Here is a 19958-nt window from a genome sequence, read left to right as displayed (position 1 = left end):
CTATTGCATGCGTGCTGGCCGCGCCCGGTGCGCTAATACGAGCGGCGGCAGGCGGTACGGCACCGCCGTTTCTTGCGGGGGCGGGGCTTACACCAGCGCGGATACCCACCACACGCGCCCAATAACGGCCAGTTCGCCGTTGATGATCTGCTCCTTGGTCACCACCTCGTCCTCATAGAGCGGGTTGTAAGAACGCACGATGATACTGCCGTCCGGCCGCTTGACCAGCGCCTTGACGCGTTGCAACTCCCCCATGCGGATGGCGTACATTTTGCCATCGCGGATTTGCCTGTCCGACAGGTTGACGGCGACCTTATCGCCGTCCGACAGCTTGGGCTCCATACTGTCGCCCATCACGGTAACCACGCGGGTATCTTCCACCTGAATACCAAGCCGTCTTAACGTATGAGCACGAAAGGGAAGAGCGTACACTTCGTCCTCGTCAATATCATATGCGCCCCCTCCGGCCGATAGCCTGACACCTAACAATGGAACCTCCACAAATTCGTCGTCATCATTATCAATGCTCTCCCACTCGGTAACGTGCAGGCGGGAGGCCTTGAAATTACTACTTTCCGGTTTCGGCTGGCCAATGCCGTTGAGCAACCAGTCCAGTGAATAACCCGTTTTTTCATTGATGGCCTGAGCGGATTCACGACTCAGCGTTCCACGTTTCAACCAGTTATTCACGGTCTGGGGCGACGTACCCACAATTTCGGCCAAATCCTTTTGCTTCATTCCCTCTTCGCGCATCAGATAGCGCAGGCGTTCGGTTAGCTCTGTCATTTTCACCAACTTAAAAAATAAACACTGTGTGGATTTATTCGTTGTATTGTTGATTTCAGTTGACTATAGTCTGCTTTGTAGCTAATAAAATCAACAAAAAAATGACTAAATTTTGACTACCCATACGGTATTGGCACAGTGACAGGATGGCCGCGCACCGCGGCCGTGCGACATAATTTAACGGTAAGATTGAAAGGAATGACCCTATGGAACGTAAACCGACACTACGTCCGTTGCGAGAACGGCCAGGCTGCCTGCGCCGGCCCTGTTATACGGAGGTATCGCGATGAAGATTGAATATGCGTTAAGCCTGTGCGGCCCGAAGTCAGCCTCATCAATGTTTACCTGCCGGGAGGCGCCGCCGCCGTCCGTTTACCGGGCGCAAGACGGCAGCCGGCCCGTCAGCCGGGCCAGGAGCGGCAGCACCGCTTCACGGGGCGCGCGGGATGGCTACAGCGAGATTTTGCTGGCGCTGGGAGTGGTTCAATCGCATGAGGCATTGGGGCTTAGCCTTATTTTTGCCAAGTACAACAAAGATGACGGAGAAAAGCGCAAGGCGATAGAAGGGATTGCCCGTATCGGCATGAAACGGGCGCCAAAGCTGGTGGGGAAGGCCGCCGGCCGCCAGATGGCGAACTGCATGCTGCTGCTGGCGAAAATGGCGGTGGAGGAGTACGGCAGAACCGCGGACGATCCGCAAGCCCGCTGCCGTTGCCGGGGGCGGGGAAAAGTGACCGACCAGGCCGCCTCGCGCGCCGCAGGGACGACAATAGAGAAGGTCTGCCCGCGCTGCGGCGGCAGCGGTATGAAACCGGTAAAATCCGCGACGGCATATAAAGTGATTAAGGCGCTGGTGCCTGAGTTAACGCAGCGCACATGGTCGCGAAATTGGAAGGCATTTTATGATTCTCTTATTACCCAGTGTTATCAGGAATCTATGGCGGCCGAAAAACTATTTTCCCTGATTACCTCACCGCAACAATAAAATCGCGAAAGATAAAATTGAAATTTTTTTAAATTAAGGCTTGCACTCTTGTCCAAAACTGGTTAGATTTATTTCCATGATGGCGATGTAGTGATTAGCACATCGAACAACAAACATATTATCAAGCCTGCCGCGAGCAGGCTTTTTTTATTTTAGCCCCGGGTAACTCCGGGGCTTTTTTTATTAGCGGAGGTTTTATGAGAAATTTCCTATTGGCTTAATCCATTCTGGGGGACGGGTAAATATGCAAAGTAATATCTTCAGCTGGGCAGGAATTTATGAATTAATACACGCCTGGTGGCGCGGAGATGTTCCTACCGGTGGCGTACTGCTGTCTATTTTTATCGCCATATTACGCGTGGCGTACGTCGGCGGCAGCTGCCAGCGCATGTTGCTGGAAGGCGCGCTGTGCGGGGCATTGACGCTAACGGCGGTGGCGTCGCTGGAGTATTATTCTCTGCCCAAAACGCTGACGCCGGCGTTGGGGGGCATGATCGGGTTTATCGGCGTCGAACAGCTTCGTCGCGGAATATTGCGGTTTTTCAATGACCGTATCGGGAATGATAAAAAAACCAGGAAATAAACTCATCAGGTAAATCTGGTTACTTTATGAGTTATTTTCTTATGGCTCTGTTTTTTAACTTGTTATAAAGGAGGTGTGGACGCTGAGTTATTTGATGAACGTTATATAAAGTGATTTTTTCTGTTGTGAATCCCCATGATGAATATATTCCGTTATATTGACGGGTGGGCCATTGCGTGCCTGTTATCATGTCAAAATTATCCAATCAAAAGAAAGCGGTAGCCAGAAAATAAAATCTATTGATCTGGCCCGCTTTTATTTTTTATAAAGAGAGAAATATTATGAATGAACTATATCAAGCTAAAGGTAAAACCAGCTCGCTTACTTGCTCCCTTAAAGGCGTTCAGCCGCACAAGCCGACAAAGGCGACAATCTGGTCGCGGGCCGATGCGCTGAAGGTCAATGAAAACGATCCGACCACCACCCAACCGCTGGTCCGCGCGGATTTCCCGGTGATGAGCGATGAAGTGTTTATCTGGGACACCATGCCGCTGCGCGACATCGACGGCAATATCGCCTCGGTTAACGGCTGGTCGGTGATTTTCACCCTGACCGCCGATCGTAACCCGACCGCGCCGGAGTATCAGGACGAACAGGGCAATTACGATATTACCCTCGACTGGAACGATCGCCACGGCCGGGCAAAAATGTACTTCTGGTATTCACGCACCGGTAAAGACTGGATCATGGGCGGTCGCGTGATGGCCGAAGGCGTGTCGCCGACCACGCGCGAATGGGCCGGTACGCCGGTTCTGTTGAACGAACGCGGCGAAATTGACCTGTACTACACCGCCGTAACGCCGGGCGCGACCGTCGTCAAAGTGCGCGGTCGCGTGGTGACCACGGAAAACGGCGTGGAAATGGTGGGCTTTAAAAAGGTGAAAAGTCTGTTTGAGGCGGATGGTAAAATGTATCAGACCGAAAGCCAAAACCAGTACTGGGCCTTCCGCGATCCCTGCCCGTTCCGCGATCCGAAAAGCGGCAAGCTGTATATGCTGTTTGAAGGCAACGTTGCCGGGGAGCGCGGCTCGCACGTGGTCGGTCCCGACGAACTGGGCGATGTGCCGCCGGGCTACGAGGATGCCGGTAATTCCCACTTCCAGACGGGCTGCATCGGTATTGCGGTGTGCCGCGACGAGGATGGGGATGACTGGGAACTGCTGCCGCCGTTGATTACCGCGGTCGGCGTTAACGACCAGACCGAACGTCCGCACTTTGTTTTCCAGGACGGAAAATATTATCTGTTCACCATCAGCCATAAGTTTACCTATGGCGACGGTCTCACCGGACCTGACGGTGTGTACGGGTTCGTCAGTGAAAACCTGTTCGGGCCTTACGTGCCGCTGAATGGTTCTGGCCTGGTGCTGGGGAATCCCCCTTCACAGCCTTACCAGACCTATTCGCACTACGTTATGCCCAACGGTCTGGTGACGTCCTTCATTGATTCGGTGCCGACGGGTGAAGACAGCTATCGTATCGGTGGAACCGAAGCTCCCACGGTATTGATCAAACTGAAAGGCGCACAGACCTTCGTGCTGGAGGAGTTCGATTACGGTTATATCCCCCCAATGATTGATGTTGCGGTGGAATAACCATCACCAGGGGCGGCCGACGCCGCCCCTGACCGGGAAGCGTCGCCGCCACTTTCTCTGCGACGTCGCCATCAAGATCCGCTACAACCACCGCCATTCCGTCTTGTGCAAAGCGCGTTGCCGCAGCACGGCCCAATCCGCCCGCCCCTCCCACCACCAGTGCTATACGCATGCTGTTTCTCCCTTTGACTAAATCCTATTCTGGAACGCCGCGGCGTCACGGTTTTCGCTTAATAAGCCACGCAGGTAAACAGGTAAGAAATCGGACCGCCGATTAAATAGGCCTGTTTGCCGAGCTGGATAACGTCCAACTGCAGGGTGGCGCTATCCGTGGTGAACTCGGACAGCAGCTGATTGAATAGCGGTTCGGGGGTGTTGTCCGTTGCGGATGCCGTGACGGCCTTTATATGGTAACGGAACGTATCCTGATCGATCTTTCCGCCTTTATCGAGATTGATCGTTCGGCTCAGCGTCATATCCTTATCGCCGGTGGAGACGTGGCCGTTCAGCAGAAAATAGCCGGCATTGGCGCTTTGAAAACGCAGGTCCTGCGCCAGATGATAATCAAGAACGCTGCCGTTGCGACCCAGATCGTAACGCGTAAATCCGGAGCATTTGAATGGAAACGTCGTATTCTGCCGTAACAGCAGCAACGCAATCAGCACAGCCAGCAATAACACGGCACCTACCCCGACAAGCGTATAGGTTTTGACTCGCTTCAATTGATTCTCCAGTCATAGTAATAAAAGTTATCGCAAGCGATGATTTCCCGATGGTTGCCCAACTGGCAGAACGATAACATGGTGCGACCGTAATTCTGTGTGGAATCAGAGGTATAGTTATCAAAGACGATGCGCCGGTTAGCGCCGCAGCTCAGCTTGTTGGCCGTAAGGATTTGCTGAATCTGCCTATTGACGGCGGGGCGATCGTCCCGACTGATGTTTTTGAGGTAGGTGATCTCGCAGCCATTATCCAGTACCTCCTCGACCGGCGTAATCTCGCGCTCCTGCGGATTGGATCTCAGATGCGCCAGCGCGGCGATCAGAATCGATGCGCTGACGATACTCGCCAGGGCGGCGAACCAGAAAAAACGCCGCTGTCCTGTGGAGCGCTGCGGCTTATCCGTCATCGGCGCCGCCGATGGCGACGGCTCGCTTATGCCGGTATTTGATTCGGCCTGTTGCGGCACGTCCTTTTCCAGCCACGGCGTCGTTTTCTGCGATCCCGCATCCGGCTCACGGCTAATCTCGATATCCGTATTCAGGCGAAAGCCCATTTTGGGCACGGTGACGATCAGGTTATCGCACCCGTAGCCGGCGAGGGCGCGGCGTAGCAGGCTGATATATTGGTTAAGATTACTGTTTGAGCCGCGTAACCCGTATTTGTCCCACACTTCGGTTAACAGGTATTCCCGGGAAAGCACCTCGCCGTTGGATGTCAGCAATTGTTCAAATAAACGCCCGGCGGGAATACTGAGTTTGATCGGTTCATCGTCCGAATGGTGGCTCAGCGTGCAATCGTCCGAGTTATAGGTGAGTTCCCCATCTATGATGTAAATCATCCAATTACCCGTTATTTTCAGTCAGCGGGATAGCCGTTCGCCGATTATAGAACCAGATTGATGCAGTATATAAGCAATATAGTCCGGGTTCATCGGGTCTTTTACGCCGCCAGCCTGTCCCGCTGCGGCGCGCTAACGCTATCCTTCCATCAGACGGGCCCAGCGTTTTCCGCCGTTAATCTGTTCCAGCGTCAGCTTGCAGGTCATGGTCAGCGGAACCGCCAGCAATACGCCGATCATTCCCAGTATCCCTCCCCATACCAGCAACGAAATCATGATAACGCTGACGGACATGTTCAGTTTGCGTCCGAATAGATAGGGCTCCAGCACGCATCCCAATAGCAGGTTGATCAGCAGAATGATGACCAGCGCCGCCGCCCCGGTGGCGAATCCGTTAAAAACAAACGCCTGAATCAGCGGCGGTAAGGAGGCGACGATCGAGCCGATAAGCGGAATAAAGTTGAACAGAAAGGCGATAATTCCCCAGATAAACGCGAACTTCACCTGAAGCAAAGAGAGCACGCCCCATACGGCCAGCCCGTTGGCGGCGCTGATCAGCGTTTTCAGTACCAGATAGTGCGTTACGCTGGCGATGCCGCTGCGCACCGCCTGCATTTCAGGCGAGGCGGCCCGAAACAGTTTCCCTGTCTTCGCCGCCAGCGACGGCACCTCGATCAACATAAAGACGACGGTCAGAAACACCACCAGCGCCGCCGAAAACAGGTTCGAAATGCGGCTCAGCATGCGGGCTATCAGGGATAAGAACTGGCCGGGATCGATCAATGAGACCACGGCTTCCGGCGTGACCGACAGCCCCATGCTTTCCAGCGACAATTTACTGTCGGCGAGCTGGCGCGTAAGCAGCCACTGCATCTGCATACTCATCTGGTTAAACTCCGGCAGCGCCGCCACCACCATCAGCAGCGTGTAGGTCAGCGCCAACAGCAAGATAAGGCCCAGCAGCGTCACGACCAGCGGGCGGGGCAACCCGGTGCGGCATATCACCCCGACCACCGGCTCCAGCACGATGACCAGAAACAGCGACAACAGCAGCAGCGAGATGATCGACGCCGCCATATGGGCGCCAATGACGACGACCGTCAATGCCGCCAGAAGCAGCATCCGCTGCAGCAGTTTATTATCGGTGCGAAGGGGCGTTCTCATCGTTATCCTTCTTATTCCTATGGGGATTTTCGCCACTAAAACGACGGTGGCATTTTTCCCGCAGGGTCTGAATATGCAGATATAACGCCGGAATAAACAGCAGACCCAGCGTGGTGGCCGCCAGCATGCCCGCAAACAGCGTCACGCCGATCGTCTGACGGCTCTGTTCGCTGGCTCCTCCCGCCAGCATCAAGGGTATCACCCCGATAATAAAGGAGACCGCCGTCATGATAACCGCACGAAAGCGCTGACGTGCGCCGGAGAGCGCGGATTGCATCAGGTTTTCCCCCGCGGCGCGCCGTTTAGCGGCAAATTCGACGATCAAAATGGCGTTCTTCGCGGCAAGACCAATCAGCAACATTAACCCGATCTGCGCATAAATATTGTTGGTCAGGCCGGTCAGTCGCAGCCCGATCGTGGCGCCTGCCAGCGCAAAAACCACCGAGAGCAGTACCGCCGCCGGAATACTCCAGCTTTCATACTGCGCGACCAGAAACAGATAGGCAAACAGGATAGCCGCCAGGCAAAGATAGAGGATCTGTCCGCTGTTTTGCCGTTCCTGTAACGATAATCCGCTCCAGCTGTAGCCATAGCCCGGCGGCAGATGGTCGCGCAATACCTGCTCCATCACCCGCATCGTTTCGCCGGAGCGCACGTTTTCCGCGCCGGAACCATTTACCGATACCGAGGGAAACAGGTTGTACGCCGTAAGAAACGGCGTACCCAGCGTGGGTTCCATCGTCACCAGTTGGCTCAGATTGACCAGCGCGCCGCTGTTGCTGCGTACCGACAGATGATGGATTTGTTCACTGCGCTGCCGGTAATTCATTTCATTTTGCACCTGGACCCGATATAACCGGTTGTCCTGGGTGAAGTCGCCCGCCAGCGTACCGCCAAAGGCGGTTTGCAGCGTGGCGAAGACGCGCTCTATCGGCACCTGCAACATCGCGGCCCGCTGGCGATCGATGACCAGTTTTAGCTCCGGGCTGTTGGCGCTGAAGGTGGTGAATACCCGCTGTAGCGCTGGCTGCTGATTGGCCGCCATAATAATAGCATGACTGATGCGCGCGAGTTGCCGGGGCGATTGTCCGCTTAACGCCTGCAAGCGCAGGTCAAATCCCGCCGCATTTCCTAGTCCGCTAATCGGCGGCGGCGCAATAACCATCAGCATTGCCGACGGAATGCGCGCCAGCTGTTGCTGCATGGCCGGCAGCAGCTTATCGACGCTCGGGCGTTCCCGCCAGGGCTTCAGCATCACAATCGCAAATCCGGTATTCGACGCATTGGCCCCGCTGATCAGACTGAATCCGCTGATTTTTATCACGTCTTCGACCGCAGGATTTGCCGCCAACTGCTGGTACATCTGATCCATCACCTGGTCGGTGCGCATCAACGATGCGCCATCCGGTAGCTGCGCGTTGATAAAGACGTATCCCTGATCCTCCTGCGGCAGGAACGCCGTCGGCAGCATGCGGTAACATCCCCAGACGATAGCGGCCGCCCCGACCACACCGGCTATGCCGATCCAGGCGTGGCGGCTAATACGCTCGACAACCCGGACATACCCGTCCCGCAGCGCCTCCACGCCACGATTGAAGCGTGCGAATCCGCCGGTTACCGGCGTTGCGTGCCGGCGGACCAGCAGGGCGGACAGCGCGGGCGTTAAGGTCAACGCCGTGAAGCTGGAAATGATCATCGCGGCGCAGAGCGTCAGCGCAAACTGCCGATACAGCTCCCCGCTAATCCCCGACATCATGGTGATTGGCACAAATACCGCCAGCAGCACCAAGGTTGTGGCAATAACCGGTCCGGCGATCTGCGTGACCGCTTCACGCGTCGCTTGCAGCGCCGTTTTTCCGGGGCTATCGCTCATCAGCCGCTCGACGCTCTCCACCACCACAATCGCGTCATCCACCACGATATTCAGCGCCAGCACCATGGCGAACAGGCTGAGCATATTCAGGCTGTACCCCATCAGATAGAGCACCGCCACCGTACCCAGCAGCGAAACAGGGATCGCCAGCGCAACGATGAGCGTCGCCCGAACGCGCTGCATAAACAGATAGACCACCAGCAATACCACCAGCAGCGTCAGCGCCAGCGACTGGTTAATCTCCTTGATGGCGCTTTGCACCGACTCACTGGCGTCGAATTTCACCTGATAACGGATATCTTCAGGAAAATCGGCCGAGAGACGCGCCAGCTCCTGCTTGATGGCGGTTACCAGACGCAGCGCATTGGCCCCCGGCGCCGGGTAAACCATCAGCAATACGCCGGATGTGTTATTCACCGAGGCGTTGATCTGATAGTTTTCCGCGCCCAACGCGACATCGGCCACATCTCCCAGCCGCACCATGCCGCCGTGCGCGTTACTGCGCAGCACAATCCGGGCGAACGCGGCGGGAGAATCAAGCCGGCCTTGCCCGCTGAGCGTGAGGGTCTGCAACTGGGTTGCGGGTGTCGGCGAGGCGCCCAGCTGTCCCGCCGCCGCCTGTACGTTTTGCTGACGCAGCGCCGTGATAATGTCGTCCGTGCTGATGTGCAGCGCTTCCATCCGTTGGGGTTTCAACCAGACTCGCATGCTGTAGTCCCGCGCGCCCAGCACATCGACATCCCCGACGCCGTCAATGCGCGCCAGCGCATCGCGCACTCGCTGACGGGCAAACTGGCTCAGCGCGAGCATATCGTGCGACCGTTTCGGCGACGTCAGGCTGATCCCCATCAGGATATTCGACGCGCGTTTACTCACGGTGATGCCCTGAGCATTGACTTCCGGCGGCAGTTGCGCCGTCACCTGTGACAAACGGTTCTGGATCTCGACCACCGCCATATCGGCGGAGGTTCCATTGGCAAACGTAATCGACAGGTCATAGCGCCCATTGTTGCTGCTGTTCGATTCCATATACAGCATATGGCTGACGCCGTTAATCTGCCGCTCAATCGGGCCGCCGACGGCCTGCGCCACATCGCCGGCATTGGCGCCCGGATAAAAGGCGCTGACGCGCACGACGGGCGGCGTGATATCCGGAAACTGCTCCACCGGCATCAAGCGCAGCGCCAGACACCCGGCAATAACGATAATTAACGCCAGCACCATCGCAAATTTGGGTCTTCGAATGAAAAAATGCAGCATGTTCCCCTCCTTAGGATTGCGTCGACGGCGTGACGGCATCGCCCGTCTGCAAATGCTGGATGCCGGACACAATGACCCGCTGGCCGTGTGACAACCCGGATATGACCGGATACATCCCCTGCGCCGGCGCCCCGACCGTGACGCGCCGTTTTTCTACCTGCGACCGGACGTTGACGATCATCACGAAATAACCGTTTTTATCCTGTTGCAACGCGGCCGCCGGGATCATTAGCGGCGCAGGAGAGGAGGAGTGCATCACCACCCTGACCACGCCGCCCGGCAACAGTTTTTCATCAGGATTTGGGAACTGTAAGCGTAGCGCCACTGTGCCCGTTAGCGGGTCGATGGCGTTGTCCCAGGCATCGAAACGGCCGGCATGGGTATAGCGGCTGCCGTCGCTGAGCCGCAGCTGCGGGGAAATATCCTCAAGTGTCCGGCCTTGATGCGATATCCCCTGCGCCACTTCACGCAGGTAGTCCGGCTCATTGATCGATACGACCACACGTAACGGATCCAACTGCGTCAAGGTCGCTAAGGTTCCCGTCGCCGGGCCGACCAGCGTGCCGGGATAATAGGCGCTGTGGCTGATTCGCCCGCTAAACGGCGCGGTAATCCGGGTATAGCCTAACGTGATCCTCTGCGTAGCGAGATCGGCGTTGGCCTTGCTCAATGCGGCCAGCGCCACCTCCAGATTCGCTTTCGCCCCGTCCTTATCCGCCTGGCTGACCGCCTGTGCCGCCGTCAGGCGGTTAAGCCGATTGAAATGCAGGCGCGCATTGTTGACGTTGGCCTGAGCGCTGGTCACGGCGGCGCGCGCTCGCGTCGCCGCGGCCTCTTGTTCCGCGGGATCTATCTCAAATAGCACCTGGCCCGCGTTAACCCAATCGCCATCGTGAAAATGGCGTTGCGCGATGAATCCCTGCACCCTTGCCACTATCGGCGTCGAACGAATCGCCTCAATCCGGCCCAAATAGGTTTTCTCCACCTCGGCCGCCGCCTGCGCCGCGCCGGCCGTCGTCACCACCGCAACAGGGGCGGCCGGCACGTTGCCGGAAATCAGTACGCCCAGCAATATCAGTCGGTTAAGCAGATTTTCTTTTCCAGTGAAAATATTCATGACTATGACCTGAGAAAAATAAATGTACGCAACGTCAGAGAGGAAAACCGCCGTTTTGGCCGACGGCTCTCCCGGCGCATCCGGTATTGGATGCGCCTTTTCAGGAGACGAGGCTTGCCAGCCTTGCTGAATGCGACGGTCGCTCCACAAGGCTTGCTAGGCTATACAGTGGGAAAGCGTCGCTGTGGGCAGCCCATGGCGTTGCGCGGCGTTTGCCAGCGTTGCGGTATTGGCGTTGCCGGCGTCGGGATGCATTTCCGCATACCGATAGGGTTTACCCAGCAGCGCGTACTTGCCGACGCCGAAACTGTGGTACGGCAACAGATCGATCCCGGTAAATGCGCTATGGCCGGCCGTCAGGGCGCGGATCATCGACATCATTTTTTCCGCCTGCGGCGGATCGTCGTTCACGCCCGGGATCACCGGAATGCGCAGACGAATCGGAATGCTGCCGGTGAGCAGCCGTTTCAGGTTGAGCAGAATCAACTGATTGCCGACGCCGGTGTAGCGGACGTGCCGTTGCTGATCGGCCAGTTTGAGATCGAACAGGATCAACTGGCTGAACTCGCACGCCTGCCACAGCGCCGACCAGGGCGCGAATCCCGACGTCTCCACCGCCGTATGTACCCCATCCAGGCGGCAGGCCGCGAGCAATTCTCTGGCGAAGAGGGGCTGCATCGCCATTTCTCCGCCGCTCAGGGTGACGCCGCCGCCGGAGGTCCGATAATAGGCTTCATCCGCCATGACCTGCGCATGCACGTCGGCCACGGTTCTCACTTCGCCGATATGGCGCGGGGCGCTCTGCGGGCATCGCCCGGCAAAAACATCCTGCCGCGGGCTAATTCCCTCCGGATTGGCGCACCATACGCATTGCAACGGACAGCCTTTCAGGAATACCACGCTGCGGATCCCCGGTCCGTCATGCAGCGAGAAACGCTGAATATTGAAGAGTCTCCCCGTCGTCTGAGACGCGTCAGAAGCGACGGAGCACGGTGCGGCTGATAATTTCATCCTGTACCTCACGACTAAGTTCCACGAAAAATGCGCTGTATCCGGCAACGCGGATCATCAGATTGCGATAGGCATCGGGATTCTTTTGCGCTTTCAACAGCGTGTCGTTGTCCACGTAGCTGAATTGCATCTGCGCATTGCCCAGCTGGCTGGCGGTGCGCAGCAGATTGATGATCCCCTGTTCGCCTTCCGGCGTATCCAGCAGGCCGTACATCAGCTTGAAGTTGTGCACCATGCCAATCTCCATCTCTTCCACATTAAGGCGGCTGATGGAGTTGATAATGGCGGTCGGACCGGCGATATCAGACTGTTGCGCGGGGCTGATGCCGTCGGCCAGCGGCTGCCCGGCCAGACGCCCGCTCGGCAGCGCGCCGGTCATCAGGCCAAACGGCGTATTGTTGGAAATGGACAAGGTGCCGTGGGTAAACGGACTGTAGAGCATCGGGTATTTGCGGTGCTCGTACTCGATGAAACGGATCAGATCGCGGGCGATCAGGTCGACCGCTTTAATGTCGTTGCCGAACTTATCGACCTGTAGACAGGCATGGCGCAGCGTCTCCTGGCCCTGAAAATTGTTGTTCAGGGCATCGGCCATCTCGACTGGCGTCACCCGGCGCTGGCGATAGACCAGCTCGCGCATCACCATCATGGAGTTGGCGAAATCCGCCAGGCCGGTCCAGATCAGACCGGGGCCGTTGTTGACGAACGCGCCGCCCTGCATCACGTCTTTACCGCTCTCGACGCATCCGTCGATCAGACAGGAGATCAGCGGCTTCGGCGCGTGGGCTTTATGCAGTTTCTGCACTATCAGCGTCGCTTCCGCCGCCTGACGTATAATATGGCGCAGCTGGGTTTTCACCGCGTCCTCGAAGGCGCGGTAATCGGCGAGCGTGGCGATCTCGCCGGTTTGCGGCCCGACCTGCGCGCCGCTGGCGGTTTTGCCGTTGTTTATCGCCAGCTCGATCGCGCTGGTGAACGTGGTATAGCCGACCGAGGTCCACTGATAGATTTTCCCCGACTTCTGCGGCTCCACGCAGCCCATCAGGCAGTAGTCGCGCGCATCTTCATAGTCAAAGCCTTTACGCAGCATCATCTTGATATGCGCATCGTCAAAGTGGCAGGCCGGAAAGCCCATGCCCGCCCGAATGACATCCACGACCTTGCGCAGGAAACGCGCCGGCGTTTGATTGTGGATCCTGACCGCCAGTCCGGGCTGATAGAGCTTCAGTTTGCGCGAGCAATCCATAAAAAGCAGCGACAGCGGGTTGGTGGCGTCGCCGCCTTCACGTTGTTGTCCGCCCACCACCAGATTGATAAATGGCTGATATCCTGCGAAATACATCGCCGTCGATTCGCTGCAAATCCACAGGCACTCCGACATTTTAATCATCCAGCAGCAGATCAGCGTCTCGGCCTGCTCCTGCGTCAATACGCCGGCGGCCAGATCCGCTTCCAGATAAGGCCACAGGTACTGGTCGGCCCGGCCCAGGGAAATGCCGGTCTGGTTCTCTTCCAGAATAAACAGCGATTGCACGAACCAGATGGACTGCAACGCTTCGTGGAAGTGGCGCGGAGGATGTTCCGGCACGCGCAGGCATATCTCCGCCAGTTGCCGCAATTCGGCGCGGCGCAGCGGATCGGTCTGTTTTTCCGCCAGCCGTCCGGCGTAGGCGGCATAGCGCCGGGCATACTCGATCACGCCGTCGCAGGTCTGAATAACCGACTGATAGAAATAACGTTTTTCCTGCGCGTCATCCGCCACCGCCCGCAGGCCGTCCAGCGCTTCCACCGCTTGCGCACGAATGCCGCCCATACCCCGCGTCAGCAGAATATTGTCGTACCCCGGACAGGTATCCCCGCCGCCGTTCTGGGTTTTGATGGTAAGATCGCAAATGCCTTCGTCATTACTCCACGCCCACAGCCCGGCCTGGCGCAGCTGGGTTTCGGCCATCTCATCCAGCGAACGCCCTTGCCAGAACGGGAAAATATGCTCACGCAGTTCCTGCTGGTCGGACTCGCTGATGAAATAGGGATCCTGCGCCCGCGTGGCCATGCTCTCCAGCTCTTCGGCAACCCAGCGCCAGGCGATTTCCGGCGAAATTTCTCCCCCGCGGGCGCGTCCGGCCGGATGGCTGATGATCAACTCTCCGTCTTCGATTACCAGCGGCGCGGTCTGACAGGCGCGCCGAAATGCCATCGCCCGCAGCAGAATGGCCGGCATACCGGGATTGCGCCGGTAAACGTCGGTTACCGCACGTGCCCGCGAGATGGAAATAAAGGGTTTGGCTTTTAAATAGCGGGCGCGCAATGCGGCGATGCGTGGTAATAAATGGGTTTCTTGATAGGTCATCATTTAAATATCCCCATAATGATACAACCGGAAATAATGAAACAGAGTCCGATAACGCCGTATTTATCCGGTTTTTGTTGATAGAAAATAAATCCGGCAATCGCCACCAACACAATTCCCAAACCGCACCACAGGGAATAGACCAGCCCCGGCGAGCTCATGGTCATGGCCTGCGCCAGCGCATAAAAGCACCCCAGATAAGCGAAGATGGTCAATAATGAAGGGAGAAACCGGCTAAAATTGCGCGTCTTGATAAGCAGGCTGGTGCCGGTGACTTCCAGCGCCACGGCAATAAACAGCCAGAAGGTCAATACGATTAACGGCATCATGATTGGCTTACTCCCGCGTCATTTTTCGCCAGTAAATTAATAATCAATACGCCGATGATAATTAACCACATGCCGATAATACTGATGGTCTGTAGCGGAATATTCCAGAAAATCGCTGCCAGAATATTCGTCGCCAGAATACCGATGCCGGACCATAAGGCGTAGGCAAATCCCAGAGATATACGTTGCAGCGATAATGTCAGCGTGTAATAGGAAACCATATAACCTAGCGTGGCTAATAACGAAGGTAAAACTCTCGTTATGCCATCCGATAATATCAGCATATTGGTGGCGAATATTTCAAAAATAATCGCCACCAATAGCCAGAAATAACATTTTCTGCGAGTCATGAATAAATCCTGATATATTAGTGGTGAGTGCGCGTTTTCAAGCGCACTCAGGCCATTGACAAAGTAAGCGCCTGTAATACCGGTTCCAAATCCGTCATTCCTGCGAAAGCAGGAATCTTTCTGATATCAATGCATTAGCTGAAAGCAGATCCCCGCCTGCGCGGGGATGACGATGCAGATGAAGGGTTTGTCAGCAACCTCACTATACCCGTCGTTCTTTCCATTACAGGGCGATTCCCTGTAATGGAAGGTTGTTGGAGATAACCAGAAGCAGTACTGGATAGTAGCCAGCGTTAGAAACTTACTTTGCCGCCGATATAAGGCCCGTCAATCAGGCGTTCATTGGCGCGGGAATTTTTTCCATCCATACCGATATAACGGTAACCGGCTTTTAACGTTAGCGGACTGACCGGCGACCAGTTGAATCCGGCATCCGCATCCACATAGTTTTTGGCGCTATTGCTTAATTGGCGCGGCGCGGTATAGCCGCTGGCATAAAAGCCGACGCTATCGGTAAACGGCACCTTGATTCCCGCGCCGACCGGGAAGGCAACGCCTTCTGAATTCCCCTTGGATCCTTTGATATATTTTGCCTGCGCGCCCAGATTAACCATCGCCCGGCCCGCCGGAAGATTAATGCCGCCTTCGCCCCCGGCGACTTCGCGGCCGTTCTGGTTGTTTTTGGTCCATCCGCCGTTGATATATAAGCCGGAGGTCTCTTGTCCCTGGCCGATATTAACGTCGGTGAAGTTTTTCCCGACGGCGACTTCCCCCTGGACCGCCTGTGCGGCAGGAAGAAAAGCCATAGACAGTGCGGAAAAACCAACAAGCGCCGTAATTGCTTTTAACGTGGTACGTACTTTCATCATATTCACCTTTAACTCTCTGAATGGTTATAAACAAGGAAGAAAGCCTTTATCGTTCAGCATTTCTCCGGTGGGGATATGAAACCGTACACTGGCGCTTGCCTGCAATTTAATTCTGTAAAATATAAATATATAGTTTTTAATTCTGTATGTTTCGGCGTATTTATATTTTTATCTCGATAAACAGGAATGAGCTGTAAGGGGGGATACTGGATATCGAACTGCGGCGATAAAATAATTTTCCGATTGTGTTTTTCGATGCTTCGATTATGGTTATGGGTATTAAAATGGTACGGGGATGGTCGAAATGCCTGATATATCAAGTATGATCGCATTTGGTTTTGTTGCTCTGGGGATGGTTCTGACTCCGGGGCCGAACATGGTTTACCTGATCTCGCGCTCCCTCTGCCAGGGGCGGACCGCCGGACTGATATCTCTGTCTGGTGTGGCCCTCGGTTTTGTTTTCTATATGTTCTGCGCCGCGTTTGGGATTACCGCACTGATAATAACCATTCCTTATGCCTATGATGCTCTTCGTATTGGGGGCGCCGCTTACCTTCTTTATCTTGCCTGGCAGGTAATTAAACCCGGCGGGCATTCACCATTTCAGGTTCGTGAACTGGAAAAAGATGGTCCTTATAAACTCTTTATGATGGGGTTTGTTACTAATCTGCTTAATCCTAAAATAGCGATAATGTATTTATCTTTATTGCCTCAATTTATTAACGCCGAGCATGGGAGCGTGCTGACACAATCGCTTGCATTGGGATTTATACAAATAATTATTAGCGTCTCTGTAAACGCCGTTATAGCAGTATCCGCAGGAACAATAGCGATTTTCCTGACCGGCCGTCCATTTTGGATGGTTATGCAACGCTGGTTAATGGGGACGGTATTGGCTGGATTAGCGTTAAAAATGGCATTGGAAAAGAGATAATTAAAGGGATTGATAATCCCGTTGCCAGCGCCTGGATCAAACTACCGTACCACGGTCAGATAGCGCCAGGATATTGCCGGATTCAGCGACGCGGACAGTCGGGTAATTTTCTGGCCCACGCCATTATCCTATCGAATGAGTGCTATCATAATCCCACCTCTGTCGGGTATTGCCTGGACGGGATAATAGAGGGTTTTTCTATCGCCAACTGTCCGGGCTGCATTAATTTGAGGTCAGGCAATGAGCAAAGGAACAACAGATAGTGACGCCCCATTCGGCACGTTGTTGGGGTACGCGCCGGGCGGCGTGGCGATTTATTCATCGAATTACAGAAGTCTGGACCGGCAAAACATGCCGGGCGACGCCTCGTTTCGCAGCTATATCGACAACGAATATATGGGGCACAAGTGGCAGTGCGTCGAGTTCGCCCGCCGTTTTCTGTTTTTGAACCATGGCTTCGTCTTTACCGACGTCGGCATGGCGTATGAAATCTTCTCTCTGCGCTTTTTGCGCCAGGTCGTTAATGACAATATCCTGCCTTTACAGGCCTTTGCCAACGGCTCTCTGCGCCCGCCGATAGCCGGCGCGCTGCTGATCTGGCAAAAAGGCGGCGAATTTTACCAGACCGGCCACGTGGCGGTAATCACCCAACTGGTGGGCAATAAGGTTCGCGTCGCCGAGCAGAACGTGACTGACACGCTGTTACCCGCAGGGCAGCAGTGGACGCGCGAACTGACGCTGGAAGTGAGCGACGGCCGCTACACCATTCACGACACCTTCGATGACACCACTATTCTCGGCTGGATGATTCAGACCGACGAGACGGAGCACAGCCTGCCGCAGCCGGCCATCCCCGGAGCGGCATTGGCCATCCACGGCGCGCGGCTGGACAATCAGGGGCAGTTCGACGGCAAGTGGCTGAATGAGCGGGATCCCTTGCAAATGGCCTATGTGCAGGCGAATGGCGGCCACGTTATCAACCAGGATCCCTATCAATATTTCACCATCACCGAATGCGCCGAGCAGGAATTGATCAAGGCGACCAATGAGCTGCATCTGATGTATCTGCACGCCACCGATAAGGTGATGAAAGATGATGATTTGCTGGCGCTTTTTGATATCCCCAAGATTCTGTGGCCGCGTTTACGGCTCTCCTGGCAGCGGCGCCGGCACGATATGATCACCGGTCGCATGGACTTCTGCATGGATGAGCGCGGTCTGAAAGTCTATGAATACAATGCGGATTCCGCTTCCTGCCATACCGAAGGCGGTCTGATCCTCGAACAGTGGGCGCGCCAGGGGTACTCTGGCCAGGGGCATAACCCGGCGGAAGAGTTGCTCGGCGAACTGACCGGCGCGTGGAAACACAGCCTGGCGCGGCCTTTTGTCCATATCATGCAGGACAAGGATCTGGAAGAGAATTACCACGCCGGGTTTATGCAACGCGCCCTGACGCAGGCCGGTTTCGAGAGCAAAATCCTCTACGGGCTTGACGAACTGCGCTGGGATACCGCCGGGCGGCTTATTGATGGCGATGGCCGGCTGGTGAACTGCGTCTGGAAAACCTGGGCCTGGGAGACCGTTATTGAACAGGTGCGCGAGGTCAGCGCCGCCGAATTCGCGGCGGTGCCGATTCGTACCGGGCACCCGGATAATGAGGTGCGCCTGATCGACGTGCTGATGCGTCCCGAAGTGATGGTCTTTGAGCCGCTGTGGACGGTGATCCCCGGTAATAAAGCGATTCTGCCGGTGCTTTGGTCGCTGTTCCCGCATCATCGCTATCTGCTGGATACCGATTTTGCGGTGAACGAAGGGCTGGCGAAAACCGGTTATGCGATCAAGCCGATTTCCGGGCGCTGCGGCAGCAACATCGACCTGGTCAGCCACCACGATGAAGTGCTGGATAAGACTTCCGGCAAGTTCGTCGATCGGAAAAATATCTACCAGCAGCTGTGGTGTCTGCCTAATGTCGCCGGGAAGTACATTCAGGTCTGTACCTTTACCGTTGGCGGCAATTACGGCGGCGCCTGCCTGCGCGGCGATGATTCGCTGGTGATCAAAAAAGAGAGTGATATCGAGCCGCTGATTGTGCTGAAAGATAATCAGATTAGCGCGCTGCGCGATGCCTCTGCACCATAGAGATAATCACGTGGAACAGTTCATCCTTTGCCTGCTGTTCCGTAATAACCTCTTTAACCGTGGCATAAGATAACCCTTCGGCGGAACCAAGCATCGCCCGGAGGGTTGCGTCACTGAGCGGGTGATTGCAGAACGGAGTAAATAGCTCGCGGCATTTTTCCGTAAAGATAGCGGCATATTCCTGTCTGATTTGTTCAAGCTCGGGAGTGCCGTTGAGCGCTGCCATCACGTTGGGCATTTCACGCCCCTGAAGCAGCACGCACTCAATGTATGAGGTGGCGATGATCGACGCCAGTTTCTCGAGCGTCGGCTCTGTTTGGCGGATAATTTCATCCATCAGCGCCGTCTGGCGCTGATCGAATTCTTTATAAAGCGCGGCGAAAAGCCCGGAACGGCTGGTAAAGTGATCGTAAACCACCGGTTTGGTCACGCCCGCCTTTTCCGCCAGATGCCCGAGCGTCAGCGCTTCCGTGCCTTCTTCCCGAATAATCCGCCATGCGACTTCTATCAGCTGTAGATGACGTTCTTCTCTTGATAAACGCTGTCGTACGCGTGGTCTGGACATTGCCGCTATTTCCCGTTGACATGCTTATATACCAAAGGTAACTTACTGGTGGTAGGTTACTGTTAGTATATAAGACTAGCTCCGGCACTCTTTCATGGCAATAGGGAGTACCCATAATGCATGCATTAATCGTTGTTTCTCATCCTGTTAATACCTCACTGACCCACAGCGCCGCGGCCGCCGTTGCGCAAGGTATCGCTGAATCAAATCCGCAAAATACGTTTGAAATAGCGGATCTTGCGCAGGAAGGCTTTAACCCGATTTTTTCCGCGTCAGATGTGGCGGCTTTTCAGCAGACCGGCGCAACGCCGCCTGATGTGGCTGCGCAGCAGTCGCGCATCGACAATGCGGATGCGCTGGTGCCCCCCTCTGGCAGGATAGTTGACACCCCATACTGAAAATCTCAATGGGGGCAACGGAGCCTGATATGAAACGTTATTCACCGGAACGTAAAGCCGCTGTGTTGGCCAAATTACTTCCGCCTTACAAC

The 19958-nt window shown here is 55.6% G+C and carries 18 protein-coding genes and 1 pseudogene; 6 read left to right on the top strand and 13 right to left on the bottom strand.

Going from position 1 to position 19958, the window contains the following annotated elements; genetic code table 11:
- Nucleotides 1-87: 87 nt before the first annotated feature.
- Nucleotides 88-786, bottom strand: a complete 699-nt coding sequence (locus MFP24_RS11345) for a LexA family transcriptional regulator (protein ID WP_249230177.1) — start codon at nucleotides 784-786, stop codon at nucleotides 88-90.
- A gap of 286 nt (nucleotides 787-1072) precedes the next feature.
- Between MFP24_RS11345 and MFP24_RS11340 the strand changes: the two genes are divergently transcribed.
- From MFP24_RS11340 to MFP24_RS11330, 3 genes are all read left to right on the top strand, one after another.
- On the top strand, nucleotides 1073-1771 hold the full coding sequence (locus MFP24_RS11340; RefSeq protein ID WP_249230176.1) for an antitermination protein Q: 699 nt from the start codon (nucleotides 1073-1075) through the stop codon (nucleotides 1769-1771).
- Between the two features lie 244 nt (nucleotides 1772-2015).
- Complete coding sequence (locus MFP24_RS11335; protein ID WP_136167877.1) at nucleotides 2016-2354, top strand: phage holin, lambda family; 339 nt, start codon at nucleotides 2016-2018, stop codon at nucleotides 2352-2354.
- A gap of 281 nt (nucleotides 2355-2635) precedes the next feature.
- Nucleotides 2636-3946: a glycoside hydrolase family 68 protein gene (locus MFP24_RS11330; RefSeq protein ID WP_249230175.1), complete on the top strand. Its 1311-nt coding sequence runs from the start codon at nucleotides 2636-2638 to the stop codon at nucleotides 3944-3946.
- Here the strand turns inward: MFP24_RS11330 and MFP24_RS24245 are convergent.
- The 11 genes from MFP24_RS24245 to MFP24_RS11280 all read right to left on the bottom strand — a co-directional run bounded on the left by MFP24_RS24245 (nucleotide 3861) and on the right by MFP24_RS11280 (nucleotide 15827).
- Nucleotides 3861-4118, bottom strand: coding sequence for an SDR family NAD(P)-dependent oxidoreductase (locus MFP24_RS24245; protein WP_346428730.1), 258 nt, complete (start codon nucleotides 4116-4118; stop codon nucleotides 3861-3863). The two genes, MFP24_RS11330 and MFP24_RS24245, sit on opposite strands and share 86 nt — an antisense overlap.
- 58 nt (nucleotides 4119-4176) lie before the next feature.
- Entirely contained in the window at nucleotides 4177-4668 is a 492-nt protein-coding gene (locus MFP24_RS11325; RefSeq protein ID WP_249230174.1) for a FidL-like protein, read from the bottom strand.
- Complete coding sequence (locus MFP24_RS11320; protein ID WP_249230173.1) at nucleotides 4665-5507, bottom strand: transcriptional regulator; 843 nt, start codon at nucleotides 5505-5507, stop codon at nucleotides 4665-4667. Before MFP24_RS11320 ends, MFP24_RS11325 begins: the two co-directional genes overlap by 4 nt.
- Before the next feature lie 138 nt (nucleotides 5508-5645).
- On the bottom strand, nucleotides 5646-6671 hold the full coding sequence (locus MFP24_RS11315; RefSeq protein ID WP_249230172.1) for an AI-2E family transporter: 1026 nt from the start codon (nucleotides 6669-6671) through the stop codon (nucleotides 5646-5648).
- Nucleotides 6646-9804, bottom strand: a complete 3159-nt coding sequence (locus tag MFP24_RS11310) for an efflux RND transporter permease subunit (RefSeq protein ID WP_249230171.1) — start codon at nucleotides 9802-9804, stop codon at nucleotides 6646-6648. The genes MFP24_RS11315 and MFP24_RS11310 overlap by 26 nt, the downstream gene beginning before the upstream one ends.
- Nucleotides 9805-9814: 10 nt before the next feature.
- Nucleotides 9815-10921: an efflux RND transporter periplasmic adaptor subunit gene (locus MFP24_RS11305; RefSeq protein ID WP_249230170.1), complete on the bottom strand. Its 1107-nt coding sequence runs from the start codon at nucleotides 10919-10921 to the stop codon at nucleotides 9815-9817.
- 156 nt (nucleotides 10922-11077) lie between these two features.
- A complete protein-coding gene (locus MFP24_RS11300; RefSeq protein WP_249230169.1) occupies nucleotides 11078-11932 on the bottom strand; it encodes a glycyl-radical enzyme activating protein in 855 nt (284 codons plus the stop codon).
- Nucleotides 11895-14285 (bottom strand): choline trimethylamine-lyase, encoded by a 2391-nt coding sequence (cutC, locus tag MFP24_RS11295; protein WP_249230168.1) that lies wholly within the window; start codon nucleotides 14283-14285, stop codon nucleotides 11895-11897. Before cutC ends, MFP24_RS11300 begins: the two co-directional genes overlap by 38 nt.
- The gene (locus tag MFP24_RS11290) at nucleotides 14282-14611 is read right to left on the bottom strand and encodes a DMT family transporter (RefSeq protein WP_249230166.1); all 330 of its coding nucleotides are present in this window, start codon (nucleotides 14609-14611) and stop codon (nucleotides 14282-14284) included. Before MFP24_RS11290 ends, cutC begins: the two co-directional genes overlap by 4 nt.
- Nucleotides 14608-14961 (bottom strand): DMT family transporter, encoded by a 354-nt coding sequence (locus MFP24_RS11285; RefSeq protein ID WP_249230165.1) that lies wholly within the window; start codon nucleotides 14959-14961, stop codon nucleotides 14608-14610. Before MFP24_RS11285 ends, MFP24_RS11290 begins: the two co-directional genes overlap by 4 nt.
- A 293-nt stretch (nucleotides 14962-15254) precedes the next feature.
- Nucleotides 15255-15827, bottom strand: a complete 573-nt coding sequence (locus MFP24_RS11280; protein ID WP_249230164.1) for a YfaZ family outer membrane protein — start codon at nucleotides 15825-15827, stop codon at nucleotides 15255-15257.
- Nucleotides 15828-16134: 307 nt separating this feature from the next.
- On the opposite strand from MFP24_RS11280, the gene MFP24_RS11275 reads away from it, so the two are divergent.
- Nucleotides 16135-16764 carry a LysE family translocator gene (locus tag MFP24_RS11275; RefSeq protein ID WP_249230163.1) on the top strand — a complete coding sequence of 210 codons (630 nt, stop codon included), beginning with the start codon at nucleotides 16135-16137 and terminating at the stop codon, nucleotides 16762-16764.
- Nucleotides 16765-17004: 240 nt separating this feature from the next.
- The gene (gene gss, locus MFP24_RS11270) at nucleotides 17005-18903 is read left to right on the top strand and encodes a bifunctional glutathionylspermidine amidase/synthase (protein WP_249230156.1); all 1899 of its coding nucleotides are present in this window, start codon (nucleotides 17005-17007) and stop codon (nucleotides 18901-18903) included.
- On the opposite strand, the gene MFP24_RS11265 is transcribed toward gss, so the two are convergent.
- Nucleotides 18872-19468 (bottom strand): TetR/AcrR family transcriptional regulator, encoded by a 597-nt coding sequence (locus MFP24_RS11265; RefSeq protein WP_249230155.1) that lies wholly within the window; start codon nucleotides 19466-19468, stop codon nucleotides 18872-18874. The genes gss and MFP24_RS11265 overlap by 32 nt on opposite strands.
- Nucleotides 19469-19584: 116 nt before the next feature.
- Here MFP24_RS11265 and MFP24_RS11260 point away from each other — a divergent pair.
- Nucleotides 19585-19830: pseudogene (locus tag MFP24_RS11260) on the top strand (NAD(P)H-dependent oxidoreductase); the annotation flags it as partial.
- Nucleotides 19831-19958 lie beyond the last annotated feature (128 nt).

It is taken from the genome of Brenneria tiliae, from assembly GCF_023347575.1.
Classification (GTDB): Bacteria; Pseudomonadota; Gammaproteobacteria; order Enterobacterales; family Enterobacteriaceae; genus Brenneria; species Brenneria corticis.
This window is presented reverse-complemented; position numbering and strand designations above follow the sequence as displayed.